The 16,790-nt window shown below is 73.6% G+C and carries 11 protein-coding genes; 7 read left to right on the forward strand and 4 right to left on the reverse strand.

Annotated elements, in window-relative coordinates; translation table 11 throughout:
- Positions 1-82 precede the first annotated feature (82 nt).
- Positions 83-1,807, reverse strand: coding sequence for a carboxyl transferase domain-containing protein (locus ACFQ6N_RS30715; protein ID WP_380656025.1), 1,725 nt, complete (start codon positions 1,805-1,807; stop codon positions 83-85).
- Positions 1,808-1,941: 134 nt separating this feature from the next.
- Here ACFQ6N_RS30715 and ACFQ6N_RS30720 point away from each other — a divergent pair, with 134 nt between their 5' ends.
- Both ACFQ6N_RS30720 and ACFQ6N_RS30725 read left to right on the forward strand, forming a co-directional pair.
- Positions 1,942-2,649: a TetR/AcrR family transcriptional regulator gene (locus ACFQ6N_RS30720; RefSeq protein ID WP_380656028.1), complete on the forward strand. Its 708-nt coding sequence runs from the start codon at positions 1,942-1,944 to the stop codon at positions 2,647-2,649.
- Between the two features lie 373 nt (positions 2,650-3,022).
- Positions 3,023-7,099 (forward strand): ABC transporter transmembrane domain-containing protein, encoded by a 4,077-nt coding sequence (locus ACFQ6N_RS30725; protein WP_380656031.1) that lies wholly within the window; start codon positions 3,023-3,025, stop codon positions 7,097-7,099.
- Between the two features lie 76 nt (positions 7,100-7,175).
- Here the strand turns inward: ACFQ6N_RS30725 and ACFQ6N_RS30730 are convergent, their stop codons facing one another.
- A complete protein-coding gene (locus ACFQ6N_RS30730) occupies positions 7,176-8,180 on the reverse strand; it encodes an ATP-grasp domain-containing protein (RefSeq protein WP_380656034.1) in 1,005 nt (334 codons plus the stop codon).
- Between the two features lie 102 nt (positions 8,181-8,282).
- On the opposite strand from ACFQ6N_RS30730, the gene ACFQ6N_RS30735 reads away from it, so the two are divergent.
- Positions 8,283-8,816, forward strand: a complete 534-nt coding sequence (locus ACFQ6N_RS30735; protein ID WP_380656036.1) for an NUDIX hydrolase — start codon at positions 8,283-8,285, stop codon at positions 8,814-8,816.
- Between the two features lie 123 nt (positions 8,817-8,939).
- On the opposite strand, the gene ACFQ6N_RS30740 is transcribed toward ACFQ6N_RS30735, so the two are convergent.
- Positions 8,940-10,181 (reverse strand): hypothetical protein, encoded by a 1,242-nt coding sequence (locus ACFQ6N_RS30740; RefSeq protein ID WP_380656039.1) that lies wholly within the window; start codon positions 10,179-10,181, stop codon positions 8,940-8,942.
- Between the two features lie 369 nt (positions 10,182-10,550).
- Complete coding sequence (locus tag ACFQ6N_RS30745) at positions 10,551-11,654, reverse strand: ABC transporter substrate-binding protein (protein WP_380656042.1); 1,104 nt, start codon at positions 11,652-11,654, stop codon at positions 10,551-10,553.
- Between the two features lie 225 nt (positions 11,655-11,879).
- Here ACFQ6N_RS30745 and ACFQ6N_RS30750 point away from each other — a divergent pair, with 225 nt between their 5' ends.
- The 4 genes from ACFQ6N_RS30750 to ACFQ6N_RS30765 all read left to right on the forward strand — a co-directional run bounded on the left by ACFQ6N_RS30750 (position 11,880) and on the right by ACFQ6N_RS30765 (position 16,612).
- Positions 11,880-13,451 carry an APC family permease gene (locus tag ACFQ6N_RS30750; RefSeq protein WP_380656059.1) on the forward strand — a complete coding sequence of 524 codons (1,572 nt, stop codon included), beginning with the start codon at positions 11,880-11,882 and terminating at the stop codon, positions 13,449-13,451.
- A 180-nt stretch (positions 13,452-13,631) separates the two neighbouring features.
- On the forward strand, positions 13,632-14,753 hold the full coding sequence (gene trpS / locus ACFQ6N_RS30755) for a tryptophan--tRNA ligase (protein ID WP_380656045.1): 1,122 nt from the start codon (positions 13,632-13,634) through the stop codon (positions 14,751-14,753).
- A gap of 139 nt (positions 14,754-14,892) precedes the next feature.
- Complete coding sequence (locus ACFQ6N_RS30760) at positions 14,893-15,924, forward strand: LD-carboxypeptidase (RefSeq protein WP_380656048.1); 1,032 nt, start codon at positions 14,893-14,895, stop codon at positions 15,922-15,924.
- Between the two features lie 13 nt (positions 15,925-15,937).
- A complete protein-coding gene (locus tag ACFQ6N_RS30765; protein ID WP_380656051.1) occupies positions 15,938-16,612 on the forward strand; it encodes a nucleoside/nucleotide kinase family protein in 675 nt (224 codons plus the stop codon).
- The last annotated feature ends 178 nt before the right edge of the window (positions 16,613-16,790 follow it).

Below are 16,790 nucleotides of genomic sequence, written 5' to 3' on the forward strand. Positions count from 1 at the left end.
GCCGGCCCGGGACCGGACCGGCGCCGTGGACGTCACACCCGGAAGGGAGGGAGCACGGGCACGGGAACGCGCCGGTGCGCGGTCACATGCGGAAGACGCCGTACGGGGCGGGCGGCGCCAACGGGGCGTTCGCGCAGGCGGTGAGCGCGAGGCCGACGGCGGTACGGGTGTCCATCGGGTCGATCACGCCGTCGTCCCAGAGCCGGGCGGAGGCGTAGTAGGCGCTGCCCTGGTGCTCGTACTGCTCGCGGACGGGGCGCTTGAACTCCTCCTCCGCCTCGGCCGGCCACTGCTCGCCGCGCGCCTCCAACTGGTCGCGGCGGACGGTGGCGAGGACGGAGGCGGCCTGCTCGCCGCCCATCACGGAGATCTTGGCGCCCGGCCACATCCACAGGAAGCGGGGTGAGTAGGCCCGGCCGCACATCGAGTAGTTGCCGGCTCCGTACGAGCCGCCGATCACCACGGTCAGCTTCGGGACACGGGTGCAGGCGACGGCGTTGACCATCTTGGCGCCGTTCTTGGCGATGCCGCCCGCCTCGTACTGCCGGCCGACCATGAAGCCGGTGATGTTCTGCAGGAAGAGGAGGGGGATGCCGCGCTGGTCGCACAACTCGATGAAGTGGGCGCCCTTGAGGGCCGACTCGGAGAACAGCACGCCGTTGTTGGCGACGATGCCGACGGGGTGGCCGTGGATCCGGGCGAAGCCGGTCACCAGCGTCGAGCCGTACTCCGCCTTGAACTCGGCGAAGCGGCTGCCGTCCACCAGACGGGCGATCACCTCGCGCACGTCGTAGGGCGTGCGCGGGTCGACCGGGACGGCCCCGTACAGGCCCGCCGGGTCCACGGCCGGCGGCTCGACGGGGGAGAGCGGCCAGGGCTTGGCCGCGCGCGGGCCCAGCCCGGCGACGATCGTACGGACGATGGACAGCGCGTGGGCGTCGTCCTCGGCCAGGTGGTCCGTCACGCCCGAGGTGCGGGAGTGCAGGTCGCCGCCGCCCAGTTCCTCGGCGGTGACCACCTCGCCGGTGGCGGCCTTCACCAGCGGCGGCCCGCCCAGGAAGATCGTGCCCTGGTTGCGGACGATCACGGCCTGGTCGCTCATCGCCGGGACGTAGGCGCCGCCGGCCGTGCACGAGCCGAGCACGGCGGCGATCTGCGGGATGCCCGCGGCGGAGAGCCTGGCCTGGTTGTAGAAGATCCGGCCGAAGTGGTCGCGGTCCGGGAAGACCTCGTCCTGCATCGGGAGGAAGGCGCCGCCGGAGTCCACCAGGTAGACGCAGGGCAGCCGGTTCTCCAGCGCGACCTCCTGGGCGCGCAGGTGCTTCTTCACCGTCATCGGGTAGTAGGTGCCGCCCTTGACGGTGGCGTCGTTGGCGACCACCACCACCTCGCGTCCGGCGACCCGGCCGATGCCGGCGATCACCCCGGCCGCGGGCGCGGCCCCGTCGTACATCCCGTCGGCGGCCAGCGGGGCCAGTTCCAGGAAGGGCGAGGCCGGGTCGAGCAGGGTGTCCACCCGGTCGCGGGGGAGGAGCTTGCCGCGCGCGGTGTGCCGGGCCCGGGCCTTGGCACCACCGCCCAGCGCGGCGGCGTCGAGCTTCGCGCGCAGTTCGGCGACCAGGGCCTGGTGCGCCTCGGTGTTGGCGCGGTAGGCCGCGGAGCCCGGGTCGGCCGAGGTGCCGAGCCGGGGCGCCGGTGCGGCGGCTCCGGGCGGAACGGCGCCCGGCGCCGTCACGGTGCCGCTCGCTGTGCCGTTCGCTGTGCTGAGCTGGAGGCCGGTGGGTACGCCGGCGGTTGAGATGACCATTCCCAAGAGCTCCCTTGCCCTCGGCACCAAGGCGGGCGCCGGGTACGGTGCGCCCATGGAATCCCACGTTAATTAACGTTAACTTGCGTCGCCCAGGTTAACGACCGATAACCCCACTGTCTACGATGGACGGCATGTCGAACGTCCCCGCAGCCTCCGCACTCCCCCGCCGCGACCAGATCCGCCGGGAGGCCGCGCGACTGTTCGCCGCCCGGGGCTTCCTGGGCGTGGGTGTGGACGAGATCGGCAAGGCCGTCGGAATCAGCGGGCCCGGGCTCTACCGCCACTTCGCCGGCAAGGACGCGATGCTGGCCGACCTGCTGATCGGGATCAGCGAGCGCCTGCTGGAGGAGGGGCGCCGCCGGGCGGGGGGCGGCGACGGCCCGGCCGCCGCACTGGACGCGCTGATCGGCGGCCACGTCGACTTCGCCCTCGGCGACCGCGACCTGATCACCCTGCACGACCGCGAGCTGCTGAACCTCAAGGAGGAGGACCGCCGTACGGTCCGCCGGCTCCAGCGCGGCTACGTCGAACTCTGGGTGGACGTGGTCCGGCAGGCCTACCCGGCACTGGCCGACCCCACCGCCGAGCCGGTGGCGCGGGCCGCCGTGCACGCCGTCTTCGGCCTGATCAACTCGACCCCGCACAGCCTGGGCTCGAACCCCGGCCTGGGCTCGAACCCCGGCCAGGGCCCGAATCCCGGCCAGGGCGAGCGCTCCGGTCTTCAGCGCGACGGCATGGCCGCCCTGCTGCACGCGCTCGCGCACGGCGCGTTCGCCGCCGCAGCGGACGCGGCTGCCGCGGATTCGGTGCCTGCGGATTCGGCGCCCGCGAGCGACTGAGCCCCGTCGAGCCCCTGTTCTCCCGGCGTGCTTCCCTCGCGCGCCAGGCCGTCGCCGGACGGGTTCCCGGGCCTCGCCCGCCCAGTCTCCGCCCGCTCCCGCCCCGGGCCGGGCAAGCTGGAAGGGTCTAGGTCCAAAGGACGGCGCCCGCCCGCCCGCGGTCGCTGGGCGTCCGACGGGTTGTGGGTGACCCTGGAGTCGGACGCCGGCCGACGGCGGCCGTGCGGATGTTCGACCGGGAATCTCCGCAGGCCGCGGGCTGTTGGCCAGTCCGCCGGACCGGACGATCCGGGCTGCCCCGGCCCACGCCGCACCCATCCGGGTCGGAAAACGCCGTGGCGGCCACCCGATGAAATGGTTAGCATCCCTAAATATGCCTGAGACTCACGGATCCACGGTGGAGCAATCCCCGAGCGGCCCTCCGGCTCCCGGCCGGGCGCCGGAGGCCCCCGTCGGCGAGCACGCCGCCGGAACGAGCGGAACGAGCGGCACGAGCGGAGCGGATGAGCCCGCCAAGCCCGCCGGCTGGCTGCGGCGCCTGGTCGCCTACAGCTGGCGTTCCCGGCGCAACCTGATGCTGGCGTTCGGCGCCTCGCTCCTCGGCATGGCCGTCACCGCGCTGGTGCCGCTGGTCACCAAGCTGATCATCGACGACGTCATCGTCACCCACACCCGTTCGCTGGCCCCCTGGGCCGTGGTGATGCTGCTGGCCGCCGCCGTGGTCTTCGGCTGCACCCAGGTCCGGCGCTACTACGGCGGCCGGCTCGCCCTCGACGTCCAGCACGACCTGCGCAGCGACCTGTTCCGGTCGCTCGGCCGGCTGGACGGCCACCGCCAGGACCGGCTGGACACCGGCCAGGTGATCGGGCGCGCGACCTCGGACCTCCAGCTGGTCAACGGTCTGCTCTCGATGCTGCCGATGATGACCGGCTACCTGCTGATGTTCGTCATGTCGCTGGTCGTGATGGTCTGGCTGTCCCCGCCGCTGACCCTGGTCGCCCTGGTGATGGCACCCGCGCTGTGGTGGGTCTCGGCGTTCAGCCGCAAGCGCCTGTTCCCCGCGACCTGGGCCGCCCAGCAGGAGGCGGCCGCCGTCGCGGGCGTCGTGGACGGAGCGATCGGCGGCGTCCGGGTGGTCAAGGGCTTCGGCCAGGAGGCGCAGGAGCTGGACAAGCTGGAGCAGGCCTCGCACGGCCTGTTCGCCGCCCGGCTCCGGTCGATCCGGCTCAACGCCCGCTACAACCCGGCGATGCAGGCCATTCCGGCCCTCGCCCAGGTCGCCGTGCTCGCCTTCGGCGGCTGGCTGGCCGTGGACGGCCGGGTCACGCTCGGGACCTTCGTCGCCTTCTCCACCTATGTCGCCCAGATGACCGGCCCGGTGCGGATGCTGACCATGATCATCACGGTCGGCCAGCAGGCGCGGGCGGGTGTGGAGCGGGTCCTGGAGCTGATCGACGAGCGACCGCTGGTCCAGGAGCGCCCGGACGCGCTCACCCTGGACCTCGCCTCGGCCGGCACCGCACAGGGCACCGCCCCGGCCGGCACCGCACAGGGCACCGCCCCGGCCGGCACCGCACAGGGCGCCGCCCCGCACCCCGCCACCGTGGGCCCCCGGACCCCCGACGTCGCCCTGGAGTTCGACCAGGTCGAGTTCCGCTACGACCCCGAGCACCCGGCCCCCGTCCTGCACGGCCTCGACCTGAAGCTGGCCCCCGGTGAGACCCTCGCCCTGGTCGGCGCCTCCGGTTCGGGCAAGTCGACGGTGGCCCAGCTGGTGCCGCGGTTCTACGACCCGGCCGCCGGTACCGTCCGCCTCTTCGGCCACGACCTGCGTGACCTCACGCTGGACTCGGTCCGTGCGACGGTCGGCATCGTCCCCGAGGAGAGCTTCCTCTTCTCCGAGTCGGTCCGCACCAACATCGCCTACGGCCGTCCGGACGCCACGGACGAGCAGGTCGTCGCCGCCGCCCGCGCCGCCCAGGCCGACGAGTTCGTCCGCGCGCTCCCGGACGGCTACGAGACCAGGGTCGGCGAGCAGGGCCTGACCCTCTCCGGCGGCCAGCGCCAGCGCATCGCCCTGGCCCGGGCGATCCTCACCGATCCTCGGATCCTGCTGCTGGACGACGCCACCTCGGCGGTGGACCCGCAGATCGAGGCCGAGATCCACGACGCGCTGCGCTCGGTGATGACCGGTCGCACCACGCTGCTGATCGCGCACCGCCGCTCGACCCTCCAGCTCGCGGACCGGATCGCCGTCCTGGACCACGGCCGGCTGCTGGACATCGGGACGCACGAGGAACTCGAAGCCCGATGTCCCCGCTACCGGGCCCTGATCACCGACCCGGAGGCCGGCCGCGGCCCCGAGCCGCAGGTGGCACTCCACCCCGAGAACGAGCAGGCCGAACGCCCCGAGCACCCCGAGCAGGCCGGACACCCCGAGCAGGCCGGACACCCCGAACACCCCGAGCAGGAGAACCGGGCCGATCGGCAGGCCCCCACGGCCCAGCCGACCCCGGCCCAGCCGACCCCCGTCCTCCCCACCCCCGCCCTGGCCAGGGCCGCCCGCACCGCCGACCCCGATCTGCTGGCCAAGGTCGCGGCCCTCCCGCCCGCCGACGACTCCCCGGCCGTCTCCCGCGCCGAGGCCGAGGCCGGCGACCCCGACTTCACCCTGAGCCGCCTGCTCCGTTCCTTCCGCACCCCGCTGCTCGTCGCGCTGCTGCTGGTCGCCCTGGACGCGGCGGCCGGTCTGGTCCTGCCGGTGCTGATCCGGCACGGCATCGACGAGGGGGTCCGCAAGGGCCTGATGTCCGGTGTCGCGGTGGCCTCGCTGACCGCGCTGGTCGTGGTGCTGCTGGACTGGCTGGTGCAGGGCGCCGAGAACCGGGTGAGCGGCCGTACCGGCGAGCGCGTCCTCTACACGCTCCGGCTCAAGATCTTCGCCCACCTCAACCGGCTCGGCCTGGACTACTACGAGCGCGAGCTGACCGGCCGGATCATGACCCGGATGACCACCGACCTGGACTCGCTGACGTCGTTCCTGCAGACCGGCATGGTCACCGCGGTGGTGAGCCTGCTGACCTTCGTCGGGATCTTCGCCGCGCTGCTGATCATCGACGCCGGCCTGGCCCTGGTGGTCTTCGCCGTGCTGCCGCTGCTGGTGATCGCCACGCTGGTGTTCCGCAAGAAGTCCAAGGACCAGTACGAGCGCTCCCGTGACCTGATCAGCACCGTCAACGCCGACCTCCAGGAGAACGTGGCCGGCATGCGGATCGTCCAGGCCTTCCGCCGCCTGGACACCAACACCGACCGCTTCGTGGCGCGCGGCGTCGCCTACCGCGAGGCCCGGGTCCGCGCGCAGCTGTACATCTCGCTGTACTTCCCGTTCGTCCAGTTCCTCTCCAGCGTGGCCGCCGCGCTGGTGCTGATCGTCGGTGCCTCCCGGGTCGACGCGGGGACGCTGACGGTCGGCGCGCTGGTCGCGTACCTGCTCTACATCGACCTGTTCTTCGCGCCGGTCAACCAGCTGTCCCAGATCTTCGACGGCTACCAGCAGGCCTCGGTGAGCCTGGGCCGGATCCGCGAGCTGCTGCGCACTCCGACCACCACGGCCGAGGCGGCCGACCCGGTCCCGGTGGCCAAGGCGCTGCGCGGCGAGATCGACTTCGAGGGGGTCGGCTTCGCCTACAACGGCGGCGCGGACGGTGCCCCGGACGTGCTGACCGAGGTGAACCTGCACATCCCGGCCGGGCAGCGGGTGGCCCTGGTCGGCGAGACCGGCGCCGGCAAGTCGACGCTGGTCAAGCTGGTGGCCCGGTTCTACGACGCGACGGCGGGCACCGTCCGGGTGGACGGTGTCGACCTCGCCCGCTACGACCTGGCGCAGTACCGCCACCGCCTGGGCGTGGTGCCGCAGGAGGCGTACCTGTTCGCGGGTACGGTCCGCGAGGCGATCGCGTACGGCCGGCCGGACGCCTCGGCGGCCGAGGTGGAGGCGGCGGCCCGTGCGGTCGGCGCGCACGACATGATCGTCCGGCTGTCGGGCGGTTACGAGCACGAGGTGGCCGGCCGCGGCCGCAACCTCTCGGCGGGGCAGCGCCAGCTGATCGCGCTGGCCCGGGCGGAACTGGTCGACCCGGACATCCTGCTGCTCGACGAGGCCACCGCCGCGCTCGACCTGGCCACCGAGGCGGTGGTCAATCGGGCCGCCGACCGGCTCAGCGGCGGTCGCACCACCCTGGTCATCGCGCACCGGCTGACCACGGCCGAACGTGCCGACCGGGTGGTCGTGCTCGACCACGGCCGGGTGGTGGAGGACGGCACCCACACCGAACTGCTCGCCCGGGGCGGCACCTACGCCCGGCTCTGGCAGGCGTTCATCGCGGACGGCCACCCGACGGTCGACACGGCCGACACGGCCGACACGGCCGAGGCGGTCGCCGCCGGATAGCCCGCTCAGCCCGCTCAGCCCGGTCGGCCGGGCCGCCCCGCCGGCCGGGTCAGCCGGGCCGACCGCGCCGAGCCCGTCAGGCGGCGATCAGCGAGGTGAGCAGCCCCGACGGGTCGATCCCGTGCGGCAGTTCGCTCACCTGCCCGTCCCCGACCTCGACCACCCGCCAGCCGGAGCCGTCGGCCCGGCTGGCGAGGTCGGTGGTGACGAAGCGGCAGCCGAGCATCCGGACCAGCGGCCGGACATCGGTGAGGTCGGGCTCGACGCTCAGGTGCGGGGCGTCCGGGTGCGGTCCGACCAGGACCGGGCTGCCGTCCAGCCACCACACCCGCGCCTCCACGGCCCGCCCGCCGGCGCCCGGCCCGTCGGCCTCGGCCCCACCCTCGACGCCGTCCGGGCCGCCGCCGTCCTCCGGGCCGCCGGTGCCGTCCGGAGCACCGACACCGCCCGGAGCGCCGTCCGCAGGTCCGTCCGCGCGCTCGAACTCCTCGTACCGTCGCAGGACCACCCCGCCGGCCAGGAACTCGCCCTGCAGCTCGACGAACCGCCGCACCACCCGGTCGACCGCCGCCAGGTCGGCCAACTCGGGTACGTAGCAGGCCTCGTCCCACTCGTGCTTGCGCGACTTCACGTAGTCCTTGACGATCGCCGGCCCGCTCCCGCCGATCCGGGCCGCCGCCGCCGCGATCGCCTCCGGCCCGGGCGGCACCGGCCCGTCGGAGGGGATCCACGCGCTGGCCGGGGTCGCACCCTCGAACACGCCGTACCAGCCCGGAAGTTCGTGCGCCGCCGCGTAACCGGGCGCGCTGGTCAGCAGGTTGCCGCCGCGGGCGGTGAGCGCGGCGGCGAAACCGGCGTACCGGGCGGAGGGGAGCATCCAACCCCGGTACCAGAGCGGGCCGCTGTCCCGCGGCACCTGTCGGACCGCCTCCCGGGCCCGCCCGGCGAGCAGCGCGTCGTGGTCGACCAGGTGGTGCTCGCCGCCCGACTCCCGCAGCAGCCGGGCCTCCCAGGCGAAGTGCGGATCCGGTCGGCGCGGGTTGAGCGGATCGGCGGGGAAGATGATCGCGGGTACGGGCATGGCCGTCAGGGTAAGGCCCGGAGGCCGCGAACCGTCGTCGGGCGCAGGGCCGGAGCGGCGAATCCGCTCGACGCTCCGGACGGCCGCTGCGAGAGTGATCCGATGCGAAACCTGTTGCGATCCCGCAAGCGCGTGCCCCGGCAGGCCGCCCGGACGGTGGTCCTGGACGGGACCGGCTCGGTGTTCCTGCTCCGTTCGGACAACGACGAGGTCGGCGTCCACTGGACCATGCCGGGCGGCGGGCTGGAGCCGGGCGAGTCCCCCCGGGAGGGCGCCCGGCGCGAGCTGTGGGAGGAGACCGGCTGGTCCGACCTCGAACCCGGCCCGCTGCTCTGCACCTGGGAACACGACTTCACCTGGCACGGCACCCCGGTCCGCCAGCACGAGCACATCTACCTCACCGGCGGACCGCACCGAGGCCCGGTCGGCGACGTCAGCGCGGTGCACGCCGTCGACCGGATCCTCGACTGGCGCTGGTGGACCCCGGCCGACCTCGCCGACGAGCACGCCGACGCGCTCTGGCCGCCCCGGCTGCCGGAACTGCTGGACGCCGTCCGCCAGGGCTGGGCCGTGGACGGACGCCCGCCGGTGCCGGTCGACCTCGGGTACGTCCCGAACGGCCCGGTCGTCCGCTGAGCAGCGGCGACCGCGCACCGGTCACGCCGACCGGTCGCGCCCGCTGAGCGTCCAGTGCCGTGCCGTGCCGTGCTGCGCCGAGCGGCGCGGCACGACGCCCGCCGAGCCGGGCCCGCCGGTCGGCTACGGGTGCCCGCCGCGTCGGCCGCGCGAGGCCGGGACGGGCTGCCAGCCGTGCAGTTCCAGTTCCCGGTCGTGCAGAGCACCCGGGTTCATCAGCACCGTCAGCCGGGCGTCGGCGAGTTGCTCGAAGCCGAGCCCGGTGGCGGACAGCAACTGCTCGGTCGACACCGAGACGGCGATGGCGGGGCGCCAGGATGGCAGTACCACCAGGCTGGTGCCGCGTCCGACCCTGATCGGCTCGGCCGCCACCCGGACCGGTGCCCGCTCCTCCGGCCAGCCGACGGTTTCGGGCTGGCCGGGGCTGCCACCGATCAGGATGCCGAGCGGCGGTTCGCCGGGCGGCGCGACGCCCGGGGCCGGCGGGGTCCCGGTACCGGGACCGGCGTCGGTCCCGTACGGCACCTGGCCTGCCACCGTCCCCGTTGCACCGCCGAGTTCACCCGCCGGGGCGACGGTTCCCCGGAGGTCCGAGCGGGTCGGGTCGGGCGCGGCCGTCTCCCGTGCGGTCGCCTCCTGCCCGCTTCCGGCGGCGGCCTGCGGGTGCATCCGGCGCAGTCGGCGCGAGGGCGACGGCCGCCGGGATCCGAGGGGCCTCGGCTGCTCGCGGGCCGGTCGCCTGGCTTCGACGGGCGGGGCGCCCTTCGGTGCCGCGGCGGGCGCGGTGAACCGGACGAACCCGAACCCGGCCTCGGCCTCTGTCTCCGGCTCTGCAGCAGCCGCAGCCGCCGCAGCCGCCTCGTCCCCGGTGGGTTCGTCACCGGTGGGTTCGTCACCGGCGGGTTCGCCGAGCAGCGCCCGGACCTCGGCGACCGGCCGGCGGCACGCCTCCGCCAGCTCGGCGACCGTGCGGCCCCGGGCACGGGCGGCGCGCAGCCGCTCGGCGAAAGCGGCCCGCAGGCGGTCGGCGGTCGGATCACCGTGGTCGGCGGTGCTCGCGGAAGGCACCGTCGGGGTGGACGCCACGGGGGCCGCGGCGGGAAGGACGGGCGCGTCCGCGTCGTTCCGGCCGCGCGGCCGCGGCACCGAGTCGTGGCGGGTCGCGCAGTTCCGGTGGCCCGCTCCGTCGGAGGAGCCGGGCGTGGCGGTGCCCGTCTCGGTGGCGGTCGCGATCGAGCAGATCGGGACGGCCGGGACGGTCGTGGCGGGTTGCCCGGGTGTGCCGGGCGGAGGGGAGGATCCGGCACCGTCCCGGGGCGGGCCGGGCAGGGGCGGTTCGGTCGGAGCGGGGTGGAGCGAGGTCATCGGCGGGGCCCTTCGGGGGATGGTCCCGATGATCCTCCCGTACCGCGCGACCAGCTCCAAGCGTCGGACCCGATGGTGTGCGCGAGACCACCGGGAGTCCGTCGCGAGGAGTGTGGTGAGGGCCACCGCGAGATGATCGTGAGATCACACGGGATCACCAAGGGTGTCCCGGGAACGCCCCACGAAAGCACCAAGAGGGCTTCGCCGCACCGCTCTCGGTACTCGCCGCACGGTCTCGGTGCTCGCCGTACCGCTGTCGGCGGTCCGCCCTTCGAAGCCCCTCGAATGCCTCTCGAAGCCTCTCGAAGCCCGCCCCTCGAAGCCCGCCCCTCGAACTCCGCCGCCCGACACCCCGCCCGGGGCGCCGGATCAACTCCCGGGCGCCACGAACCCCTTGAGGTCGGCGAGCACCGCGTTCGCCGCCATGACGCCGAGCCCGAGGAACCAGGTCTCGTCCGAAACCGGCCGGGCCTGACCGGACTTGACCGCGCCGAGCGTCTTCCAGAGCGCGCCGCCCAGCACCGTGTCCTGGTTGGTCGAGCTGGGGCTGCCGTACACGCCGTAGAAGATCCAGTCGGCGTCGGCCTTGTCGATCTGCTCCGGACTGACCTCCACCGCCAGTTCCTTGACCTGCTCGATCGCGGGCTGCGGCAGCGGCACGTCGGTGAGGATGGTGCCGATGAAGGAGAGCTCGGCGTAGAGCCGGGTGCGGCCGGGCATGAAGCGCAGCGGCGTGATGGTGGGCCGCTTGTCGCCGAGCTTGGCGCCGATCGCGGCGGCCGCCGCCTGGTAGGCGTCGAGCTGCGCCTTGGCCTCGGCCTCCAGGCCGAACGTGCAGGCGTTGAGCAGGAAGTTCTGCTTCCAGGGGTAGCCGGGCCGCATCGAGAAGACGGTCGGCGCGATCTTGGACAGCTGCGCGTACTGGTCCTGGGCGCGCAACTGGCTGCCGAGGATCAGGTCCGGCTTGAGCGCGGCGATGGCCTCCAGGTTGAGGCTGTTGATGGTGCCGACGGCGGCCGGGCTGCCGGCCTTGTCCTTGAGGTAGGACGGCATGGTCTTGGAGCCGTCGGTGTGGACGACGCCGACCGGCTGGATGCCGAGCGAGACGACGTTGTCGAGCTCGCCGGTGTCCAGCACCACGACCCGGGTGGGTCGGGCCGGGAGGACGGTCTCGCCCATCGCGTGCCGGACGGTGCGCGGGTAGACGCCGGGGGCGGCGTCGGTGCCGAACGTCTTCATCTTCTCGATCACGCCGGCGTAGTCGTCGCCGCCCTGCTTGACCGACTTCTGGTCGGGCGTGGAGCCGCCGCCGCCGGGGGTCGATCCGCCGCCGCCGGATCCGCCGGAGCTTCCGCAGGCGGTGAGCAGCCCGCCGAGGCCGAGCACCGCTCCGCCGGCGATTCCGGCGGTGAGGAACCGGCGGCGGCTCGGGGTGCGGGTGGCGAGGGCCAGGCCGTCGGGGGTGGGGGCCACGCGACGCTCCTTCGTGGGTCGGGTCGGGGCAGATCGAACTTAGGTGAGGCAAACCTATCCCGATGCCGACCGGACGCCCCCACCGGGGGAGCCCAGGGGCAGTCAAAAGTCATCGTAAGTGCATAAAATCACCAAGAGTTGGTCTATTCAACATTCCGTGTCCGCACTTAGAGTGCGCTGGTGTTTGATCAGCAGCTCTCAGAGCACACAAGCAGCGGCCGGGCAATGGCGCCCGGCGCTCCGCAGGGTGCCCCGGTCAGTGGCACCAGTGGTGGAGTCCCCGACCAGGGGACGGCTGGGGGAGCGGGGGACAAGGGGCTACGGGGCGGCTCCGTCGGATTGCTGAGCAGTGTGGTCCTGGGCGTCTCGACGGTCGCCCCGGTCTACTGCCTGACCGCGACGCTCGGCCCGACCGTCACCGCGGTCGGCGTCCAGATGCCCGCGGTGTTCCTTGCGGGCTTCCTGCCCATGCTGCTCGTCGCGTTCGCGTACAAGGAGCTCAACAAGGACTTCCCGGACTGCGGCACGTCCTTCACCTGGACGGTCAAGGCCTTCGGCCCCCGGGTCGGCTGGATGGCCGGCTGGGGGCTGACCGTCGCGACCATCATCGTGCTGTCCAACCTGGCCGGGGTGGCGACCGACTTCCTCTACCGGATGCTCGGCGAGATGACCGGCAGCGCCTGGGTCACCGGACTCGACGACAACAAGGCCGTCCACCTGCTCACCGTGGTCCTGCTGATCGCCGCCGCCACCGCGATGAGCTACCGGGGGATGACCGCCACCAAGTGGTTCCAGTACAGCCTGGTCGGCCTCCAGCTGGCCGTGCTGCTGCTCTTCTCGGCGATCGCCATAGGCAAGGCCGCGGCCGGCGACCTGCCCGACTCGATCGGCTTCTCCTTCTCCTGGCTCAACCCGCTCCAGGTGAGCTCGTTCAGCGCGTTCACCGCCGGGCTGTCGCTGTCGATCTTCATGTACTGGGGCTGGGACACCTGCCTGACCATGAACGAGGAGACCCTCGGCAGCGCCAAGACCCCCGGCCGCGCCGCGATGATCTCCATGGTCACCCTGGTCGGCTCGTACCTGCTGGTCGCGATCTCCGCCCAGATGTTCGCCGGGGTCGGCACCACCGGCACGGGCCTCGGCAACCCGGAGACCGCCGACAACGTCTTCGCCGCGCTCGCCCGCCCGGTGCTCGGCTCGCCGTGGAGCATCCTGCTCTTCCTGGCCGTCGTCGCCAGCGCCGCCGCCAGCCTGCAGACCACCTTCATCCCGGTGGCCCGGACCCTGCTCGCGATGAGCGCCTATCGCGCCGTGCCGCCGCGCTTCGGCGCCGTCCACCCGCGCTTCCGCACCCCCGGTTACGCGACCGTCGCGGCCGGCATCGCCACCGCCGTGTTCTACGTCGGCATGAGCCTGATCAGCGAGAACGTCGTCCAGGACACCATCCTGGCGCTCGGTCTGATGATCTGCTTCTACTACGCGCTGACCGCCTTCGCCTGCGTCTGGTACTTCCGCCGCTCGCTGCGCTCCGGCCCGCGCCACCTGCTGCTCCGGGGCATCGCCCCGCTCCTCGGCGGCGTCCTGCTGAGCGGGGTCTTCCTCCAGACCCTCACCGACGCCTGGAGCCCCGACTACGGCAGCGGCGCCGTCCTCGGCATCGGCTCGGTGTTCGTCATCGGCGTCGGCATCCTGCTGCTCGGCGCCGTGCTGATGACCTGCTACGGCCTGCTGCGGCCGGAGTTCTTCCGCGGCGAGACGCTGCGCAAGGAAACTCCCGCGCTGGTGGTGGAGGACTGACGCTACCCTTGGGCCCATGAAGCGCTTCGTGGGCCTGAACTGGCGGCCGTCCTAGGACGGCCACCGCACCCACGCGACCAGGGCCGTCCGGGATGGACGGCCCTGTTGCGTTTCCCGCTCCCCGCGGGAGGGGCCCCTCGCCCCGGACGGCCGCCACCGCCGCCGTACCGAGGAGAGACCTTGACCCCCGAGACCGTCGCCGCCGCTGCTCCCACCGCCGCCGCCGCTGCTGCCACCGTTTCTGCCCCTGCCCCTGCCGCTGCCTCTGTTCCCGCTCCCGAGGCCGCTGCCACCGCCCTCGTCGACGACCCCGCCTCCCACCGCGTCCTCACCGGGGACCGCCCCACCGGCCCGCTCCACCTCGGCCACTACTTCGGCACCCTGCACAACCGCGTCCGCCTGCACGACCAGGGCGTCGAGATGTTCGTCGTGGTCGCCGACTACCAGGTGATCACCGACCGCGACCTCGCCGACCGGCTCGCCGAGCACACCGAGAACCTGGTGCTCGACTACCTCGCGGCCGGACTCGACCCCGAGCGGGCCACGATCTTCGCGCACAGCGCCGTCCCCGCCCTCAACCAGCTGCTGCTGCCCTTCCTCAGCCTGGTCAGCGTCGCCGAACTGAACCGCAACCCCACCGTCAAGGACGAGATCGCGCACTCCCGCCAGTCCGCCGTCAGCGGGCTGATGTTCACCTACCCCGTCCACCAGGCCGCCGACATCCTGTTCTGCAAGGCCGACCTCGTCCCGGTCGGCCAGGACCAGCTGCCCCACCTCGAAGTCGCCCGCACCGTCGCCCGCCGTTTCAACGACCGCTACCCGCACGCCGACGGCAGCGCCGTCTTCCCCCTCCCGCAGGCGCTGCTCTCCGACGCCCCGATGCTGCTCGGCACCGACGGCGGAAAGATGAGCAAGAGCCGCGGCAACGCCATCGCCCTCGGGGCCTCCGAGGACGAGACCGCCCGCACCATCCGCGGCGCCAGGACCGACGCCGACCGCCGCATCGGCTACGACCCGGTCAACCGGCCCGAGGTCGCCGGCCTCCTCCAGCTCGCCGCGCTCTGCCAGGACCGCGCCCCCGAGGCCGTCGCCGAGGAGATCGGCGACGGCGGAGCCGCCGTGCTCAAGCGCACCGTCACCGAGTCCGTCAACGAGTACTTCCGCCCGCTGCGCGCCCGCCGAGCCGCACTCGCCGCCGACCGGGGCCACCTGCGCCGGGTCCTGCGGGACGGCGCCGAACGCGCCGGCGCCGTCGCCGAGGCCACCCTCGCCGAGGTCCGGGAGGTGATGGGGTCGATCTGAAGGGCCCCCGCCCCGGCGAGGCCGGCCGGGCCCCGCAGACATCGGCCGGATGACGAGGGGGCATACCGTGACCGGGCGGTCGCGACCACAGCGCGCCCGCCCGCGTCCCGCTCCCGTGTTTGAAAGGCGGCCCCGGCCCATGGACCAGCACCCGACCACGCCCGGCCAGGGGCTGACCCGACCGCCGCACCTGCGCCCCGGCGACCACATCGCCGTCGTCGCCCCCAGCGGCCCGATCGAACCCGAGCGCCTCACCGCAGGCTGCGCGATCCTCCGCTCCTGGGGGCTGCGCGTCACCGTCGCCCCGCACGTCCTCGACACCCACCCCGCCCTCGGCTACCTCGCCGGCACCGACGCCGACCGCGCCGCCGACCTCCGGAACGCCTGGCTCGACCCCACCGTCGACGCCGTCATCTGCGCCCGGGGCGGCTACGGCGTGCACCGCATCGTCGACCTCCTCGACTGGACGGCGATGCGCGCCGCCGCGCCCAAGCCCTTCATCGGCTTCAGCGATGTCAGCTCCCTGCACGAGGCGTTCGCCCGGCACCTCGGCCTCGCCACCCTGTACGGGCCGCTGGCCGCCGGAGCCTCCTTCATCTCCGACGGCCCCACCGCCGAACACCTCCGCCGCACCCTCTTCGACCCCGCCGCCACCACGGTCCTCACCTCGCCCACCGCCGCCCCGCTCGTCCCCGGCCGGGCCCGCGGCATCACCGCCGGAGGCTGCGTCCACGTCCTCGCCGCCGAACGCGGCACACCCGCGGCCCGGCCCTCGTACGAGGGCAGCATCCTGGTGCTCGAAGACGTGAACGAGCACCCGTACCAACTCGACCGCCTGCTCACCCAGTTCCTGCGGTCCGGCGCCCTGGACGGCGTGGCCGGCATCGCCCTCGGCTCCTGGGAGGGCTGCGGGCGGCCCGAGCGGGTCCGCGAGGTGATGCTCGACCGGCTCGGCGGGCTCGGCATACCGGTGCTCTGGGAACTGGGCTTCGGGCACTGCCCGTCCACCCTCACCGTCCCGCTCGGGATCCCCGCTCTCCTCGACGCCGACGCGGGCACGCTCACCCTGGACCTGCCCGCACTCGACCTGCCCGCACTCGACCGGCCCGTTCCCGACCGGCCGGTACCGGACCCGCCCGTACTCGACCGGCCCGCGACGGATCCGCGCTGAGTAAGGTGCGGCCATGAACGAGGACCGCCTGACCGCCCTCGCCCTCGGATTCCTCCGCGGCCCGGGCAGCAACGCCCGTACGATCCTCGGACTTGCCGGCCCGCCCGGCGCCGGCAAGTCCACCCTGGCCCGCCACCTGGTCACCGAGGTCGAACGCGCCGAAGGGGCCGGCACCGCCGCCTACGTCCCGCTCGACGGCTTCCACCTCTCCGGCGCCCAGCTCCACCGCCTCGACCTGACCCACCGCAAGGGCGCCCCGGCCACCTTCGACGCCCACGGCTACGTCGCCCTGCTGCGCCGCATCGCCGCCGACCGCTTCCAGGACATCTACGTCCCGGACTTCGACCGCACCCTGGACGAGCCGGTCGCCGCCCGCCACGTGGTCCGCCCGCACACCCGCCTCGTCATCACCGAGGGCAACTACCTCGCCTCCGCCGACACCCCCTGGCCGGACGCCCGCCGCCTGCTGCGCGAACTCTGGTACGTCCACACCGACGACGCCGTCCGGGAGGAACGCCTGCTGGGCCGCCACCGCGACGGTGGCCGCGACGAGGCCACCGCCCGCCACTGGGTCACCGGCAACGACCACCCGAACGCCGAGTACGTGAAGCCGGGCAGGGCACTCTGCACCCGGACCGTCCCCGGGACCGGGTTGCCTCCGGCGCCGGACAGGGGTAGTGTTTCCTAGTCGCTCGGCAGGGAGCACCGGACACGCTTACGTGTGGACGGTCCCGGGGCGGCCAATCCCTGAAACACCACTTCCGGTTCGTGCCGATCGTTTTCGCATTCCTGCGTGACGGTGGGGGCTTATTCGGCGTGCTCGTTTTATCGGATTGCGGTCGATTCGCTTTTCGGAGCGGGGATCG

It is taken from the genome of Kitasatospora sp. NPDC056446 (assembly GCF_042796115.1).
In the GTDB taxonomy this organism is placed as follows: Bacteria; Actinomycetota; Actinomycetes; order Streptomycetales; family Streptomycetaceae; genus Kitasatospora.

What these genes read in the sequence shown, in the direction of transcription:
- ACFQ6N_RS30750 (WP_380656059.1), top strand. Translation starts at nt 11,880, where the DNA reads ATGGCGCCCGGCGCTCCGCAGGGTGCCCCGGTCAGTGGCACCAGTGGT.
- ACFQ6N_RS30730 (WP_380656034.1), bottom strand. Translation starts at nt 8,180, where the DNA reads ATGCCCGTACCCGCGATCATCTTCCCCGCCGATCCGCTCAACCCGCGC.
- ACFQ6N_RS30725 (WP_380656031.1), top strand. Translation starts at nt 3,023, where the DNA reads ATGCCTGAGACTCACGGATCCACGGTGGAGCAATCCCCGAGCGGCCCT.
- ACFQ6N_RS30715 (WP_380656025.1), bottom strand. Translation starts at nt 1,807, where the DNA reads ATGGTCATCTCAACCGCCGGCGTACCCACCGGCCTCCAGCTCAGCACA.
- ACFQ6N_RS30720 (WP_380656028.1), top strand. Translation starts at nt 1,942, where the DNA reads ATGTCGAACGTCCCCGCAGCCTCCGCACTCCCCCGCCGCGACCAGATC.
- ACFQ6N_RS30735 (WP_380656036.1), top strand. Translation starts at nt 8,283, where the DNA reads ATGCGAAACCTGTTGCGATCCCGCAAGCGCGTGCCCCGGCAGGCCGCC.
- ACFQ6N_RS30740 (WP_380656039.1), bottom strand. Translation starts at nt 10,181, where the DNA reads ATGACCTCGCTCCACCCCGCTCCGACCGAACCGCCCCTGCCCGGCCCG.
- ACFQ6N_RS30765 (WP_380656051.1), top strand. Translation starts at nt 15,938, where the DNA reads ATGAACGAGGACCGCCTGACCGCCCTCGCCCTCGGATTCCTCCGCGGC.
- ACFQ6N_RS30760 (WP_380656048.1), top strand. Translation starts at nt 14,893, where the DNA reads ATGGACCAGCACCCGACCACGCCCGGCCAGGGGCTGACCCGACCGCCG.